The organism is Mycobacterium sp. NGS34 (assembly GCF_059812845.1).
In genome coordinates this window covers 93432-108196 of sequence record NZ_JCALDM010000002.1, presented here as the reverse complement: position 1 = coordinate 108196, position 14765 = coordinate 93432, and the positions used below count along the sequence as shown (strand labels likewise).

Here is a 14765-nt window from a genome sequence, read left to right as displayed (position 1 = left end):
CGACGTCCACAGTTGGTGAACTGCTTCTAAATCTCCGGTGGCGGCAATACTGTGATCGCCATGGCTATGCGTGAACCGAACGTCGTCGTTCTCGGTGGCGGATCGTGGGGGACCACCGTCGCGTCGATCTGCGCGCGCCGAGGGCCGACGCTGCAGTGGGTGCGTTCCGAGGAAACCGCCACGGACATCAACGACAACCATCGCAACACGCGCTACCTCGGCGAGGCCGTCGAACTGAGCTCGACCCTGCGCGCCACCAGCGACTTCGCCGAGGCCGCGAACTGCGCCGACGTCGTCGTGATGGGCGTGCCCTCGCATGGCTTCCGGGGGGTCCTCACCGAACTCGCCAAGGAGCTGCGGCCGTGGGTTCCGGTCGTGTCGCTGGTCAAGGGGCTCGAGCAGGGCACCAACATGCGGATGTCGCAGATCATCGAGGAGCTGCTGCCCGGTCACCCGGCGGGAATCCTGGCCGGGCCGAACATCGCGAAGGAGGTCGGCGAGGGTTATGCCGCCGCGGCGGTGCTGGCCATGCCCGACCAGCACCTGGCGACCCGGCTGTCGGGGCTGTTCCGCACCCGGCGGTTCCGGGTGTACACCACCGACGACGTCGTCGGCGTCGAGTTGGCCGGCGCGCTGAAGAACGTCTACGCCATCGCCGTCGGCATGGGCTATTCGCTGGGGATCGGGGAAAACACGCGCGCCCTGGTGATCGCCCGCGCGCTGCGCGAGATGACGAAGCTCGGCGTGGCGATGGGTGGTGATCCCGACACCTTCCCGGGGCTGGCGGGGCTGGGTGACCTGATCGTGACCTGCACCAGCCAGCGCAGCCGCAACCGGCACGTCGGCGAACAACTCGGCGCCGGCAAGCCGATCGACGAGATCATCGCCTCGATGAACCAGGTCGCCGAGGGCGTCAAGGCCGCCAGCGTGATCACCGAGTTCGCCAATGAATTTGGCCTGAATATGCCCATCGCGCGCGAGGTCGACGCGGTGATCAACCACGGTTCGAGCGTCGAGCAGGCCTACCGTGGCCTGATGGTCGAGGTTCCCGGGCACGAAGTGCACGGGTCCGGCTTCTGATTCGTCAACCAAACAACTCGTAACGAAATTATTTGCATTCCATATGCGCCCGCGTGGGCGGCTTGACCCGCGCTTTGTCGCGCCCATACCGTCAAACGAGGCAGCCAGGCCCTGACCGCCGAATGGCGCAGTTGTAATCGCCTGTGCGCCAACAAGCTACGCCGACGTAGCCAAGACCAACACGGGGCTCGGAACATTCCCCGCTAACTCCTAACGAGGGAAGCGACCGATGCAAGACATTCAAATCGAACGCATACGATCCGTTGTCCGGCACGACCTACCGTCCTCACTGGTGGTGTTCCTGGTCGCACTTCCGTTGTCGCTGGGGATCGCGATCGCGTCGAACGCCCCGGTGCTGGCCGGGCTGATCGCCGCGATCGTGGGGGGAATCATCGCCGGCTCGCTCGGTGGATCGCCGCTGCAGGTCAGCGGTCCCGCGGCGGGCCTGACCGTCGTGGTGGCCGACCTCATCTCCGACTTCGGCTGGGGGGTAACGTGTTTGATCACCGCCGCCGCCGGCGTGCTGCAGATCCTGTTGGGGCTCAGTCGTGTTGCCCGGGCGGCGCTGGCGATCTCCCCGGTGGTCGTGCACGCCATGCTGGCCGGAATCGGGATCACGATCGCACTGCAACAAGCGCACGTCCTGCTGGGCGGAAAATCGAAAAGCACTGCCTGGCACAACCTGATCGGCCTGCCGGGCCAAATCATCGACGCGCACCGGCCCGGTGCGCTACTGGGCGCGCTGGTGATCGTCATCCTGATCGCCTGGCGCTGGGTTCCGGCTCGCCTGCGCTTCGTTCCGGGACCGCTGGTCGCCATCGTTGCGGCGACGGTCATCTCGCTGGTCTTCCCGTTCCACGTGCGACGCATCGAGATCGACTCGTCGCCGCTGAACGCGCTGCAGCTGCCCGAGATTCCACACGGCAACTGGAGCGCCGTGGCCATCGGCGTCATCACCGTCACGCTGATCGCCAGCGTGGAAAGCCTGCTGTCGGCGGTGTCGGTCGACAGGATGCACAACGGTCAGCGCACCGACTTCGACCGTGAGTTGATCGGGCAGGGCACCGCGAACTTCGTGTCGGGGACCATCGGCGGGCTGCCGATCACCGGCGTGATCGTGCGCAGCTCAACCAATGTCAACGCGGGCGCGAAATCCCGTGCCTCCTCGATCATGCACGGCGTGTGGATCCTGCTGTTCACGGTTCCGTTCGCGGAGCTCGTCGAGCAGATCCCGACGGCGGCGCTGGCCGGTCTGTTGATCGTCATCGGCATTCAGCTGTTGAAGCCGGCGCACATCGAAACGGCAATGAAGCACGGGGATCTCGCCGTCTACATAGTGACCGCGGTCTGCGTCGTGTTCCTCAACCTGCTGCACGGGGTGATGATCGGTCTCGCGCTAGCCATCGCGCTGACCGCATGGCGAGTGATCCGGGTCAGGGTCTCGGCGACACCGGTCGGGGCGGAATGGCGGGTCGCGATCGAGGGGCCGGCCTGCACCTTCCTCGCCCTGCCCCGGCTGACTCGCGTGCTGGCCTCCATCCCGGCCGGAACCGTTGTCACGGTGGATATTTCGGTCCAGTACCTCGACCATGCCGCACATCAGGCGATCACCGACTGGCAGCGCCAGCACGAGGCCACGGGCGGCACGGTCCGGATCGAAGGGGTCTCCGAAACGGGTCACCTCGTCCGTCGGCGCACGGACGATCTGGTCGAGCACGAAAGGCCCGAAGCCGCCGCCTAGTCGAACGTGCGCCGCGCGCCTAACCACACTGCGAATTCGGGCAGGACATTTCGCAGCCAGGTTAGGCTCGCGAACGGGCGACGGGGACTCACCTACCCCCGCGCCATCGCCTCCAGCCGGCGGATGCGGTCCTCGATCGGCGGGTGCGTCGAGAACATCGATCCGATCCGCTCGCCCGCGCGGAACGGGTTGGCGATCATCAAATGGGCCTGGCTGGCCAGTTGCGGCTCCGGCGGCAGCGGCGCAAGCTGAACGCCGCCCGAGATCTTGCGCAGCGCCGACGCCAGCGCCAGCGGGTCACCCGTGAGCACGGCGCCCGACTCGTCGGCCTGGTACTCGCGCGACCGGGACACGGCCAGCCGGACCACGGTGGCGGCGATCGGGCCCAGCAACGAAACCAGCAGCAGCGCAAAGGGATTCTCGCCGTCGCGGTTGCCGCCGAACATGCCGGCCCACATGGCCATGTTGGCCAACGCGGTGATCACCGACGCCATCGCCCCGGCGACGCACGAGATCAGGATGTCGCGGTTGTAGACGTGCGAGAGCTCGTGCCCCAACACGGCGCGCAGCTCGCGCTCGTCGAGGATCCCGAGGATTCCGGTGGTGCAGCACACCGCCGCGTTGCGCGGGTTGCGGCCGGTCGCAAACGCGTTGGGCGCGTTGGTGTCGCTGATGTAGAGCCTCGGCATCGGCTGGTGCGCGGAGGTGGCCAGCTCACGCACGATCCGATACATCACGGGCGCCTGCAGCTCGGAAACCGGCTGCGCGTGCATGGCCCGCAGGGCCAGCTTGTCGCTGTTGTAGTACGTGTAGACGTTCATGCCGATGGCGAACAGCACCGCGATCAACATCGCCGTCCTGCCGAACAACGAACCGACGAACACGATCAACGCGGACATTCCGACCAACAGGGCGAAGGTCTTCAACCTGTTGGCATGCGGATGCCAGGTCATCGGTGTCCTCCTTGGAGCGTCGACTATCGCTAATTGAACGCTCCAACCGGCGGCGAAGGTTCCTCTGGGTTATTTCGCGCGCTACCCGTGCCGGCTCACGGTGTAATCGACCAGCGTCTCCAGGGCGCGCCGTCCGGGCAGATCGGGCAAAAGCTCCAGCTCAGCGCGTGCCTGCGCCGCGTACTGGAACAGGAATTGCTTGGCCTTGGCCATCCCGGGTGACGCGCGCAACAGCGTCAGGGCCTCGGCGACCGCGTCGTCGTCTTCGACGGGGCCGGACAGCAGCTCGCGCAGCCGCGCCGCATCGGGTCCCGGCTCGCGCAGCGCATAGACCATCGGCAGGGTGTGCACCCCCTCGCGGACGTCGGTGCCGGGCAGCTTGCCGGACTCGTGGGAGTCGCTGTCGATGTCGATGATGTCGTCGGAGATCTGGAACGCGGTGCCCACGATGCCGCCCAGCCGGCTCAGCCGCTCGACCTGGTCGGCGTCGGCGCCGGAGAACATCGCGCCGAACCGGCCCGCCGCGGAGATCAGGCACGCCGTCTTCTCGTACACCACCTTGAGGTAGTGCTCGACCTGATCCGCGCCCTCGGCGGCGCCGCGACCCTCGCGCATCTGGCCGGTGACCAGCTGGGCGAACGTCTCGGCGATGAGCCGCACCGCGTCCGGGCCCAGCCGGGACACCAGCCGCGAGGCCGTCGCGAACAGATAGTCACCGGCCAGGATGGCGACGTTGTTGCTCCAGCGCACGTTGGCGGTGGGCGTGCCGCGGCGGACCTCGGCCTCGTCCATCACGTCGTCGTGGTAGAGCGTGGCCAGGTGCACCAGCTCGATGACCGCGCCGGCGATCGTCACCTCCCCGGCGTCCGCGTCGGGTCCGAGCTGCGCCGACAACACGGTGAACAACGGCCGGAACCGCTTGCCGCCGGCCTTGAACAGGTAGGTCAACGAGTCGGTCATCACGGCGTCCGCGCTGCGCAGCTCGGTGTCCATGAGCTGCTCGATCCGCCCGACACCGTCCCGCACGGTCGCGGCGAACGCGGCATCACCGAAGTCAATGCCCGCCACCACCGTCGCCGGAGTACTCACGCGACCAACATACTGGTGGGCGTGACTATCGGAGCCGACCTGGTGGTCGTGGGAGCCGGACCCGCCGGTTCGGCCGCTGCCGCCTGGGCCGCCCGCGCGGGCACCGACGTGCTGGTCATCGATTCCGCCAGCTTCCCCCGCGACAAGGCGTGCGGCGACGGCCTGACCCCGCGCGCGGTCGCCGAGCTGGAGCGCCTGGGGCTGGGCGACTGGCTCGACACCCGCATCCGGCACCGGGGCTTGAGGATGAGCGGATTCGGCGGCGAGGTGGAGGTCGACTGGCCGGGCCCGTCGTTCCCGTCGACCGGCAGCGCGGTGGCCCGCCTCGAGCTGGACGACCGGATCCGCAAGTGCGCCGAGGATTCCGGGGCGCGGATGCTGCTGGGTACCAAAGCCGTTGCCGCGCATCATGACTCGTCGAGGCGGGTGGTGTCGCTGAGGTTGGCCGACGGCACGGAGGTGGCATGCCGGCGGTTGATCGTCGCCGACGGGGCGCGCTCGTCGCTGGGCCGCAAACTGGGCCGGCGCTGGCATCAGGAGACGGTGTACGGCGTGGCCGCGCGCGGGTATCTGACCACCCCGCGGGCCGACGATCCCTGGCTGACGTCGCACCTGGAACTGCGCTCCCCCGACGGCGCCGTGCTGCCCGGCTACGGCTGGATCTTCCCGCTGGGCAACGGCGAGGTGAACATCGGCGTCGGGGCGCTGTCGACCTCGAAGCGGCCGGCCGATCTGGCGCTGCGCCCGCTGATCTCGTATTACACCGACCTGCGCCGCGACGAGTGGGGCTTTTCCGGCGAGCCGCGGGCGGTGTCGTCGGCGCTGCTGCCAATGGGCGGCGCGGTTTCCGGCGTGGCCGGGCCGAACTGGATGCTGATCGGCGACGCCGCCGCCTGCGTCAACCCGCTGAACGGCGAGGGCATCGACTACGGCCTGGAGACCGGGCGGCTGGCCGCCGAGCTGCTGGACTGCCCCGACCTGTCGCGGGTGTGGCCGTCGCTGCTGCAGGAGCACTACGCCCGCGGCTTTTCGGTCGCCCGCCGGCTGGCGTTGTTGCTGACCTTCCAGCGGTTCCTGCCCGCGACCGGGCCCATCGCGATGCGCTCGACGCGGCTGATGACCATCGCCGTGCGGGTGATGGCCAACCTGGTCACCGACGACGACGCCGACTGGGTGGCGCGCGCCTGGCGCGGCGGCGGGCGGTTGTCGCGGCTGGTTGATCGCCGAACGCCGTTCAGCTGAGCCGGACTCAGTATCAATTTCGTTGACATGTATCAGCCCGCTTGATATATCTAGGGCATGACCCAACCAACAGATTTCGAATTCGAAAGCGCCTATCGCGGCGACTCCCCGTTCGGTGCGGGCGTGCGTCCGCCCTGGAGCATCGGCGCGCCGCAACCCGAGCTGGCCGCCCTGATCGAGCAGGGCAAGTTCCACGGCGACGTGCTGGACGTGGGCTGCGGGGAGGCCGCGATCTCGCTGACGCTCGCCGAGCGCGGATACACCACGGTGGGGCTGGACCTCTCGCCGACCGCGATCGACCTGGCCCGCCGCGAGGCCGAGAAGCGGGGCCTGACCAACGCCACCTTCCAGGTCGCCGACATCAGCGACTTCACCGGTTTCGACGGCCGGTTCGGCACGATCGTGGATTCGACTCTTTTCCACAGCATCCCCGTCGAGGCGCGCGAGGGCTACCAGGAGTCGATCAGGCGGGCCGCCGCACCCGGCGCCTCCTACTTCGCGCTGGTCTTCGACAAGGCCGCGGTTCCCGGGGGCCCGATCAACGCCGTCACCGCCGACGAGCTGCGCGACGTCGTGTCCAAGTACTGGGTCGTCGACGAGATCCGGCCGGCGCGCATCCACGCCTACCTGCCCGACGGCATCGCCATAGACATGCCGTTCGGCGACGTTCGCGACGAGCCCAACGGCCGCAAGTCGGTGGGGGCCTGGCTGCTCTCCGCGCACCTGGGCTCCTAAAACCAACCAGGTGTATAGTCCGGCTAATGAAGGCTTCGAGGCTGGCTTCGCTCATCGCCATGGCGGGCGCCGCTGTCGCACTGGCGGCGCCCGCGCAGGCCGATGACTACGACTACATCTTCAAGAGCACGGTCAATTCGTTCGGCGTGTACGGCCCGCAGGACCAGCTCGCCTGGCTGGCGAAGATCAGCTGTGAGCGCATCGGCCGGGGCGTGGACGGCGACCCGTACAAGTCCGCCACCTTCGTCCAGCGCAACCTGCCGCGCGGCACCTCCGAGGGCCAGGCGTTCCAGTTCCTGGGCGCCGCGATCGACCACTACTGCCCCGACCAGGTCGGGTTCATCCAGCGAGCTGGCCGCTAAACGCAGCAACTAGGCCGGCTTATACCCGGCGTGCAGCGCCACGATGCCGCCGGTCAGGTTGCGCCAGCGCACCGCCGACCACCCGGCCGCTGAAATCCGGTGCGCCAGCGTCGGCTGGTCCGGCCAGGCCCTGATCGACTCAGCGAGGTACACGTAGGCGTCGGGGTTGGACGACACCCCGCGCGCCACCCGTGGCAGCGCCCGCATCAGATACTCCTTGTAGACCGTGGCGAACAGCGCGTTGGTGGGCGTGGAGAATTCGCACACCACCAACCGGCCGCCCGGCCGGGTCACGCGGAACATCTCGCGCAGCGCCGCCTGCTGGTCGGCCACGTTGCGCAACCCGAAGCTGATGGTGACCGCGTCGAACACCCCGTCACCGAACGGCAGCTTGGTGGCGTCCCCGGCGACCTTGGGCACCCTGCGGCCCACACCCGCGGCGAGCATGCCGACCGAAAAATCGGCGGCCACACACCACGCCCCGGATTTCCTCAGCTCCACCGTCGACACCGCGGTGCCCGCGGCCAGGTCCAGCACCCGCTGACCCGGGCCGAGCCGCAGCGCCGCGCGGGTAGCCCGGCGCCAGTACCGGTCCTGCCCCGCCGACAGCACGGTGTTGGTCACGTCGTAGCGGCGGGCGACGCCGTCGAACATCGATGCGACGTCCCGGGGGTTCTTGTCCAGCGCCGCACGACTCACGACGTCGACGGTACCGGGTCAGTACTGCCGGTACCTTCGCTGGACGTGCTCCTGGCGGACCCTGATCTGCTCGCGGCGCTCCTCGGGCGAAACGGCGCGGGTGGTCGACGGGAGGTGCTGACGGACGTCGGCCAGCGGCACCTTGCTGACCGTTGCCGTCGGCAACTGGGGTGGCGGCTTGGAGTACGTCCACCGCAGGGCCAGGAACCCGCCGCGGTGCCCGGCGGTGTCGAGCCAGTTCGGCACGCCGGGATCGTCCCCGGCGACCACGTAGCGGAAGACCCCGTCGGGGTCCGGCTCGGCCTGAAACCCGTTCAGGCTGCTGACATGGTTGGCGTAATCGAGCGACTCGCCCCAGAGGTTGGACAGGTGAAAACCCATGTACGCCGGCGCCACCGGGACGGCGACTTCGATGAGCAGGGCCTCGTCGGGCGCAAGGTCGAACACGCCACCGGAGTAGACGTTGGTGCTCTGGCCGCCTCCCATGGCGAGGTTGGCGAGCGCCGGCTCGTTGAGCGCGTTGCGGGGCATCAGGGTGAACCCGTCACCGTTCTTGTCGCCGTGCGCCTCCAGCACAACGTCGTAGAACTCGTTCCAGAATCTCATCTGGTTTTCCACGATGGTGCCGACGCGACGAAGGTGGTGGGCGGCGGCGGCCGGGTCGATCGACGCCGGGCGGGCGCCCTCCTTGCCCAGCCGCACGATGTGCAGCTCCGGCGACTCCTCGCGCTCCCAGTCATGAAAGAGCATGCGCGCGATCAGAAATCGCGCCGTCTGTGTGCCGTCGGCCGTGGCCGTGGCGATGAAGTTTCCCGCGTGGCCGGCCGGCCGCCGGGGAGCCAGCAGGATCTCGAAGCGGCCGTCGTCGTCGACCGCGAGGTCGGCGAGGTCCAGCGATCCGGTGACGGCGCGCCCGCCCGGCGCGAGTTCGGCGAGGCTGCCGGTGTCACCCGCGTAAACGGTGTGGGCCTCAAAGATGATGTACTGCGGCGGTTTAGCACCCAGGCGGCCACGCACCCGGTATTCCCTGGCGCCGTTGATCGACGCCGACAGGTACAGGGCGTCGGCGTTGTCGATGGTCGCCTTGTCCAGCGGTTGGATGGCGCGCCGGAAGTACGGGAATTCGGGATCCTCGAAGAAGGCGCGCTCGATGGCGCTGAACACGAAGCCCATCAGGTAGCGGTGCCCCTCCGCCAGTCCCTGTTCGGTGGGCGGTGGCGCGTGCAGCTCGACGGAGTCCACGGCGTCGCGGGCCCGGGTCAGGGCGTCGATCATGTCCGTCCAGGCCGCGCGCAGACCGTCCCGGCTCGATTCAGTGGACATCTGCGCCCTCTCCTTCCGTGTCCCAACGGTATTCGTCGAACAGGGCGGCCAGCCGGGTGTGGATCTCTCCGGCGTCCAGCCCGAATTCCTCCAGGCTGTAGCGGTGGGCCGATTCGTGCCCACCGCCGGCCGCCGCGAATGCCTTGGCCGCCACCGGCCCCAGCTCGAGGTCCAGCTCCCGGTAGATCCGGCGCATGGTGGCCTCGGGCTGCGCCACCAGCTCGCGATAGTCGACGATGACCGAGCGGACCTCGGGATGCCGGGCCAGGACGTCGAGCGGACGCTGGTAGGCATCGAACGATTGGTCGGCCAGCACGCGCAGCGATTTTGCGATCAGGCGCTCGTCGCGCCCGCGCAGGCCCCATTCGGTCTTCAGCAACTTGAGCAGGCTCGGGATCGTCTCGTCGGGATTACGCATGGGCACAATGAATCTCGCGTCGGGGAACGTCTCGATCAGCGATTCGACGCGACCGCAGAAGGTGGGGTTCTTGCTCAGGTGCGTCCCGCCGCCATTGAGCGCGATCTGTCGCCGGACACATTCTTTGTAGAAGTTCATCGCCCGGCGTCGCTTGCGCTCGGGCCACTCGTCGACGTGGTAGAAGTCGAGCTCGCCCATGAACGGGAACATCAGGATCCAAAAGCCCGAGCACAGCGACCAGGTGAGAAAGAAGTCGTCCTCTTCGGGGACGAAGAACCCGGTCTTGTGCATGTCGTCCGTCTCCGCGAACCGGCGCTCCTCGAGCACGTCGAGGCGGTGCCGCAGCCGCTTTCCGAACAGCGCGGCGTCGACCCGGAACAGCAGGCGCAACAAGCGTTTCTCCAACAGCGAGGGGAAGAACAGCTCGTACATGAGGCCGTAGCTGAACTGTGGGTCCGCGGCCATCAGCCGATGCAGGTAGGTCGTGCCGCTGCGGGCGTGGCCGATGCAGAACGTCGGCCCGGTCACGCGCGTGCGGCGCAGCGATCCGAACACGATCGGGTCGAGCGTGAAGCACACGGCGTGGATCCCCGCGACGAGCGGAACGCCGATCAGGAACGCGACGTAGCGGGACCAGCGCTTCGACCCCGGCGGGTCCCGGCGCAACAGGCCTAGCATCGTCCGGTAGTTGGCCCAGTCGAAGTAGAAGCGCGTGCCCAACGCGAAACCTCCTCAGCGCACGCCGATTTCGGCAGCTGCGCCGCGGTCAGGCTATCGGCATATATTTGACTATGTCAAGCATATCTTTGGTACGGTCACCGATGTGACGTACGCGCCCAAGCTGGATTCCGTGGATTCCATCAGCGCCGCGCTTTCGCGGGTCGTGCGGCTCAGCGTGAGTCGTTCGGCGTTCGCCCGCCAGGCGTCGGCGGCGGACACCGAGCTGTCCCAGCCGTCGTACATGCTGCTTCGCGTGTTGATCGACGAGGGACCGCTGCCGATCGGGCGCCTGGCCACCATGGCGCACATGGACGTCGGGATGGCCACCCGCCGGGTGCGGGCGCTGGCCGACGCGGGACTCGTTACCCGGCGCCGCGATCCGGGCGACGGGCGGGTTTCGGTCATAGCAGCGACGGCGGCCGGCGAACGCGCCGCGGGCTCGCTGCACGAGGTGCGACGGGAGCACCTGGCCCGGGCGCTGTCGGGCTGGTCGGCGGCCGAGCTGGCCCAGTTCGATCGGCTGTTGACGAGGTTCCTCGAGGACACCACACAGACGCCGATCAGGGTTTAGCCGCCCGGACCGGGAATCAGACGCGCACGAACGCGTTATAGGGCTGCGTGAGCGAAAAAGTTTGGTTTATCACCGGTACATCAAGAGGCTTCGGACGAGACTGGGCGATCGCCGCGCTGGAGCGCGGGGACAAGGTCGCCGCAACGGCACGCAACACCGCGACGCTTGACGACCTGGTCGACAAGTACGGCGACGCGCTGTTGCCGATTCGGTTGGACGTCACCGACCGCGACGCCGACTTCGCCGCGGTCAAGCAGGCGCACGATCACTTCGGCCGGCTCGACATCGTCGTGAACAATGCCGGCTACGGCCACTTCGGGTTCGTCGAGGAACTCTCCGAGCAAGACGCGCGCGATCAGATCGAGACCAACGTGTTCGGCGCGCTGTGGATCACCCAGGCGGCGCTGCCGTACCTGCGCGAGCAGGGCAGCGGGCACATCATCCAGGTGTCCTCGATCGGCGGCATCACCGCGTTCCCGTTGGTGGGCATCTACCACGCGTCCAAGTGGGCGCTGGAGGGCCTCTCGCAGGCGCTGGCCCAGGAGGTCGCGCCGTTCGGCATCCACGTCACCCTCATCGAACCGGGCGGCTTCGACACCGACTGGGCGGGTGCGTCGGCCAAGCACTCCGCTCCCCTGCCCGCCTACGACGAGGTTCGCGCAGCCGTGGCGGCCGAGCGCGGCAAGCGATGGGCCAACCCGGGCGACCCGTCGGCCTCGGCGGCCGCGCTGCTGAGGGTGGTCGACGCCGAGGAGCCGCCCCTGCGGGTGTTCTTCGGGGCCACCCCGCTGCAAACGGCCAAGGCCGACTACGAGAGCCGGCTACGCAACTGGGAGCAGTGGCAGCCGGTCGCGGAACTGGCGCAGGGGTAGCCAGCTGTTCGCCGGATGGTGAGCGGAAGTGACTGATACTGCGCGCTAGTGGGCGGTGGCGGTGTGGCGGTGTGGCGGCGGGTGTTGGTGTCGGTGGCGGCTGCCAGGCTGTGGTCTATGGATGAGGGGCTAGCGCTGCGCCGGGTCGGTGATCCGGTGGTTGCCGACGCGCCGGCGGGCGTGCGGATCCGCACTCGGATACGCCCCACGGACACCGAAGCCGAGGCGCTGACCGTGATCGGCGAGCTGTTGGGTTCGGTGTATCGCGGCGAGCTGGCCGGGCGGGTCCGGTTGGGCCGCTTGGACCGTGAGGCCCACGCGGTGTGGCGCTCCGGGCGTAAGCGGGCCCTCACGGCGGTGTCGTCGTCGCGGTGGGCCGGAGCAATTACTCGCGCGGTGGAAGACCAGTACCAGCTGGGGCTGAGGGGCTTGACCGCGCAGGTCGCGGATCTGCGCGCCGCGGTCGAGGTGCTCGAGCAGCGGTGCGTGTTGCGTCCCGGGGAGCGTGCGCCGGTCGCCGACACCGACACCGACACCGGCGGCCGATCGCGCCGCCGACGTCGTGGATATCGCAGCCCCGCAGAGCGGTTCACCAAGACTCGCCGGCTGGCGGTGCTGCGGGAGCGGCTCGCTGCGGCTGAGGAGGCGCTGGCGGCCGGTCGACCGTCGATCACGACCGGGGGGAAACGGTTGTGGCGCACCCGGAACCACCTTGATCATGCTGTTGTGACCGAACAGCAGTGGCGGGAGCGCTGGGATGCGGCGCGGATGTTTCTCACCGCCGACGGGGAGTCGGGCAAGGCCGGTGGCAACGAGACCATCCGCGTCGATGCGGCGGGCCGGGTGTGCATCAAAGTGCCCGTGGCCCTAGGCGGGGATCTCGGGCATCATCTGGTGATCGCCGCGCCGGTGGTCTTCAGCCACCGCGTCGGCGAATGGTGGGCGCGGGTCGCGGCGCGGTTAGCGGTGCGCTACGACATCAGTTACGACCCCGGTCGCGGGCGCTGGTATTTGGACGCCTCGTGGAAAACCTCTCACGGAGTGGCGCCCAGGCTCGAGGAGGTGCGGGACGGGCCGGTGCTGGGGGTGGACCTCAATGCCGACCATCTCGCGTGCTGCGTGCTTGATGCCTCCGGTAATCCGGTCGGTGAACCCGTCACCATTGCTGTTGAGACCGCGGGGCTGCGAGCGTCTCGGCGCGATGGGCGGGTCCGTGCGGCCATCAGCATGCTGCTCGATCTGGCCCACCAGCAGAGATGCTCGGCGATCGTGGTGGAAAACCTCGATTTCGCCGACGCGCGCGCTACCGGCCGCGAGACGCTGGGCCGCGGCCGGCGTGGGAAACGACTGCGCCGCACCATCGCTGGCATCCCCACCGGCAAGTTCCGCACCCGGCTGACCGCCATGGCCAGCCACCGCGGGATCGCGATCATCGGGGTGGATGCGGCCTACACCAGCCGCTGGGGTGCCCAGCACTGGCGCAAACCCTTACAACAACAGACTTCCGATCCGACAGCCGTGACCGTACATCACGCGGCGGCGGCCGCGATCGGGCGCCGTGGCCTGGGCTTGGCGATCAGGCGGCGGCCGGCGGGACCCCGCACTCGACAGCGGACGAGTGTGGGCACTTCACCGGCCAGGCCTGACCATCAACCCAGCGCCACACAACGACGGTGTCGTAGTTCCGGCCCACCCACACCCCCACGAGGAGCGCGGGTCCACCGGAGAACACCCACCGGCAGCGGCCAACACCGTTCGGGCCGCACAGGACACACTCCTGCCCAGCAATCAGGAACGGTAGCTCACTCCCCCTGCGCGTAGCGGTTCGCGAGCAGGCGCCGCCGGGCGAAGGGCGACAGCACCGCCTCGTAGTGGCCCAGCAGCTCATCGCAGATCACCGGCCAGCTGCGGCCGAGGACGCTGCGCCGGGCGGCCGGCGCGTAGCGGTGCCGGTCGGCGAGCAGGTGCTCGACCGCGGCGGGCAGCCGCGCTTCGAACTCGTTGACTTCCAACAGCAGTCCGGTGCGGTAGGGGGCGATCAGGTCGCGCGGTCCCCCGGCGTCGGGGGCGATCACCGGCAGCCCCGACGCCAGCGCCTCCTGCACGACTTGGCAAAACGTCTCGTGTTCACCGGGATGTACGAAGACGTCCATGCTGGCGTAAGCGGCGGCGAGCTCTTCGCCGTACAGCGCGCCGGTGAAAACCGCTGTGGGCATCGCGGATTGCAGTTTCGCTTGGTCGACGCCGTCGCCGACGATGACGACCTGCACGGAATCGTTGGCGTTCAACGTAACCAGCCGTTCGACGTGCTTCTCCGGCGCGAGGCGGCCGACGAACCCGACGATCGGCTTCCCGGCCGGCGACCACCGCCGCCGCAGCGCCTCGTCACGCCCCGAGGGCGCGAACCGTAGCACGTCGACCCCGCGCGCCCACCGGTGCACCCGCGGGAACCGATGGGAGACAAGAGATTCCATCGTCACGCTGGACGGCGCCAGGGTGCGGTCGGCCAGGCTGTGCAGGTGGCGAAACCACGCCCACGCGGCGCGCGTCGTCATCGGGATGCCGTAGCTCGCCGCGAAACCGGGGACGTCGGTCTGGTACACCGCGACCGTCGGCACCCCCAGCCAGCGGGCCGCCTTCACCCCGCCGTAGCCGAGCAACGCCGGCGACGCCAGGTGCACCACGTCGGGATCGAATCCCTTGAGCACGCTCACCATTCGGGGCATCGGAACCCCGAGCGGCAACGTGGTCACCTTGGGGAACATTCGCGACGGCACCCGATGCACCCGGATGCCGTCGTGAATCCGGTCCGCCCGCGGCTGGCCCGGCGGATTATCGGGTGCGATGACGATGGCCTCGTGCCCCGTGCGGCGCAGGTGCTCCAACACGCGCAGCACTGAGTTGCTGACACCGTTGACATTGGGGAGGAAGGACTCGGCGACGATTGCAACGCGCACGAA

Annotated in this window: 14 protein-coding genes; 8 read left to right on the top strand and 6 right to left on the bottom strand. The window is 68.7% G+C overall.

Features of this window, described 5'->3' with window-relative positions:
• The first annotated feature begins 54 nt into the window (after positions 1–54).
• Complete coding sequence (locus AC5Y7V_RS05400) at positions 55–1080, top strand: NAD(P)H-dependent glycerol-3-phosphate dehydrogenase (protein WP_499879618.1); 1026 nt, start codon at positions 55–57, stop codon at positions 1078–1080.
• 229 nt (positions 1081–1309) lie between these two features.
• The gene (locus AC5Y7V_RS05395; RefSeq protein ID WP_499879031.1) at positions 1310–2821 is read left to right on the top strand and encodes a SulP family inorganic anion transporter; all 1512 of its coding nucleotides are present in this window, start codon (positions 1310–1312) and stop codon (positions 2819–2821) included.
• A 92-nt stretch (positions 2822–2913) separates the two neighbouring features.
• Here the strand turns inward: AC5Y7V_RS05395 and htpX are convergent, their stop codons facing one another.
• Complete coding sequence (gene htpX / locus AC5Y7V_RS05390) at positions 2914–3774, bottom strand: zinc metalloprotease HtpX (RefSeq protein WP_499879030.1); 861 nt, start codon at positions 3772–3774, stop codon at positions 2914–2916.
• Between the two features lie 81 nt (positions 3775–3855).
• Positions 3856–4863 (bottom strand): nonaprenyl/(2E,6E)-farnesyl/geranylgeranyl diphosphat synthase, encoded by a 1008-nt coding sequence (grcC1, locus tag AC5Y7V_RS05385; RefSeq protein WP_499879029.1) that lies wholly within the window; start codon positions 4861–4863, stop codon positions 3856–3858.
• A 21-nt stretch (positions 4864–4884) separates the two neighbouring features.
• On the opposite strand from grcC1, the gene menJ reads away from it, so the two are divergent.
• From menJ to AC5Y7V_RS05370, 3 genes are read left to right on the top strand one after another with little or no spacing between them, the layout of a single operon-like run.
• Positions 4885–6105 carry a menaquinone reductase MenJ gene (menJ, locus tag AC5Y7V_RS05380; RefSeq protein ID WP_499879028.1) on the top strand — a complete coding sequence of 407 codons (1221 nt, stop codon included), beginning with the start codon at positions 4885–4887 and terminating at the stop codon, positions 6103–6105.
• A gap of 57 nt (positions 6106–6162) precedes the next feature.
• Positions 6163–6840 (top strand): class I SAM-dependent methyltransferase, encoded by a 678-nt coding sequence (locus AC5Y7V_RS05375; protein ID WP_499879027.1) that lies wholly within the window; start codon positions 6163–6165, stop codon positions 6838–6840.
• A gap of 26 nt (positions 6841–6866) precedes the next feature.
• Positions 6867–7202, top strand: a complete 336-nt coding sequence (locus AC5Y7V_RS05370; protein WP_499879026.1) for a DUF732 domain-containing protein — start codon at positions 6867–6869, stop codon at positions 7200–7202.
• 9 nt (positions 7203–7211) lie between these two features.
• Here AC5Y7V_RS05370 and AC5Y7V_RS05365 read toward each other — a convergent pair whose 3' ends face one another.
• From AC5Y7V_RS05365 to AC5Y7V_RS05355, 3 genes are read right to left on the bottom strand one after another with little or no spacing between them, the layout of a single operon-like run.
• A complete protein-coding gene (locus tag AC5Y7V_RS05365; RefSeq protein WP_499879025.1) occupies positions 7212–7901 on the bottom strand; it encodes a demethylmenaquinone methyltransferase in 690 nt (229 codons plus the stop codon).
• 18 nt (positions 7902–7919) lie between these two features.
• The gene (locus tag AC5Y7V_RS05360; protein WP_499879024.1) at positions 7920–9224 is read right to left on the bottom strand and encodes a DUF1214 domain-containing protein; all 1305 of its coding nucleotides are present in this window, start codon (positions 9222–9224) and stop codon (positions 7920–7922) included.
• Complete coding sequence (locus AC5Y7V_RS05355; protein ID WP_499879617.1) at positions 9214–10320, bottom strand: sulfotransferase family protein; 1107 nt, start codon at positions 10318–10320, stop codon at positions 9214–9216. The genes AC5Y7V_RS05360 and AC5Y7V_RS05355 overlap by 11 nt, the downstream gene beginning before the upstream one ends.
• A gap of 145 nt (positions 10321–10465) precedes the next feature.
• On the opposite strand from AC5Y7V_RS05355, the gene AC5Y7V_RS05350 reads away from it, so the two are divergent.
• The 3 genes from AC5Y7V_RS05350 (at position 10466) to AC5Y7V_RS05340 (ending at position 13626) form a co-directional block, all read left to right on the top strand.
• The gene (locus AC5Y7V_RS05350) at positions 10466–10933 is read left to right on the top strand and encodes a MarR family winged helix-turn-helix transcriptional regulator (protein WP_499879023.1); all 468 of its coding nucleotides are present in this window, start codon (positions 10466–10468) and stop codon (positions 10931–10933) included.
• 47 nt (positions 10934–10980) lie between these two features.
• Positions 10981–11805, top strand: a complete 825-nt coding sequence (locus AC5Y7V_RS05345) for an SDR family oxidoreductase (protein ID WP_499879022.1) — start codon at positions 10981–10983, stop codon at positions 11803–11805.
• Between the two features lie 117 nt (positions 11806–11922).
• Entirely contained in the window at positions 11923–13626 is a 1704-nt protein-coding gene (locus AC5Y7V_RS05340) for a nuclease/transposase family protein (RefSeq protein WP_499879021.1), read from the top strand.
• Here the strand turns inward: AC5Y7V_RS05340 and AC5Y7V_RS05335 are convergent.
• Entirely contained in the window at positions 13608–14762 is a 1155-nt protein-coding gene (locus AC5Y7V_RS05335; protein WP_499879020.1) for a glycosyltransferase family 4 protein, read from the bottom strand. The two genes, AC5Y7V_RS05340 and AC5Y7V_RS05335, sit on opposite strands and share 19 nt — an antisense overlap.
• Positions 14763–14765: the final 3 nt, after the last annotated feature.

What these genes read in the sequence shown, in the direction of transcription:
- AC5Y7V_RS05395 (WP_499879031.1), top strand. Translation starts at nt 1,310, where the DNA reads ATGCAAGACATTCAAATCGAACGCATACGATCCGTTGTCCGGCACGAC.
- htpX (WP_499879030.1), bottom strand. Translation starts at nt 3,774, where the DNA reads ATGACCTGGCATCCGCATGCCAACAGGTTGAAGACCTTCGCCCTGTTG.
- AC5Y7V_RS05375 (WP_499879027.1), top strand. Translation starts at nt 6,163, where the DNA reads ATGACCCAACCAACAGATTTCGAATTCGAAAGCGCCTATCGCGGCGAC.
- AC5Y7V_RS05370 (WP_499879026.1), top strand. Translation starts at nt 6,867, where the DNA reads ATGAAGGCTTCGAGGCTGGCTTCGCTCATCGCCATGGCGGGCGCCGCT.
- AC5Y7V_RS05360 (WP_499879024.1), bottom strand. Translation starts at nt 9,224, where the DNA reads ATGTCCACTGAATCGAGCCGGGACGGTCTGCGCGCGGCCTGGACGGAC.
- AC5Y7V_RS05355 (WP_499879617.1), bottom strand. Translation starts at nt 10,320, where the DNA reads ATGCTAGGCCTGTTGCGCCGGGACCCGCCGGGGTCGAAGCGCTGGTCC.
- AC5Y7V_RS05340 (WP_499879021.1), top strand. Translation starts at nt 11,923, where the DNA reads ATGGATGAGGGGCTAGCGCTGCGCCGGGTCGGTGATCCGGTGGTTGCC.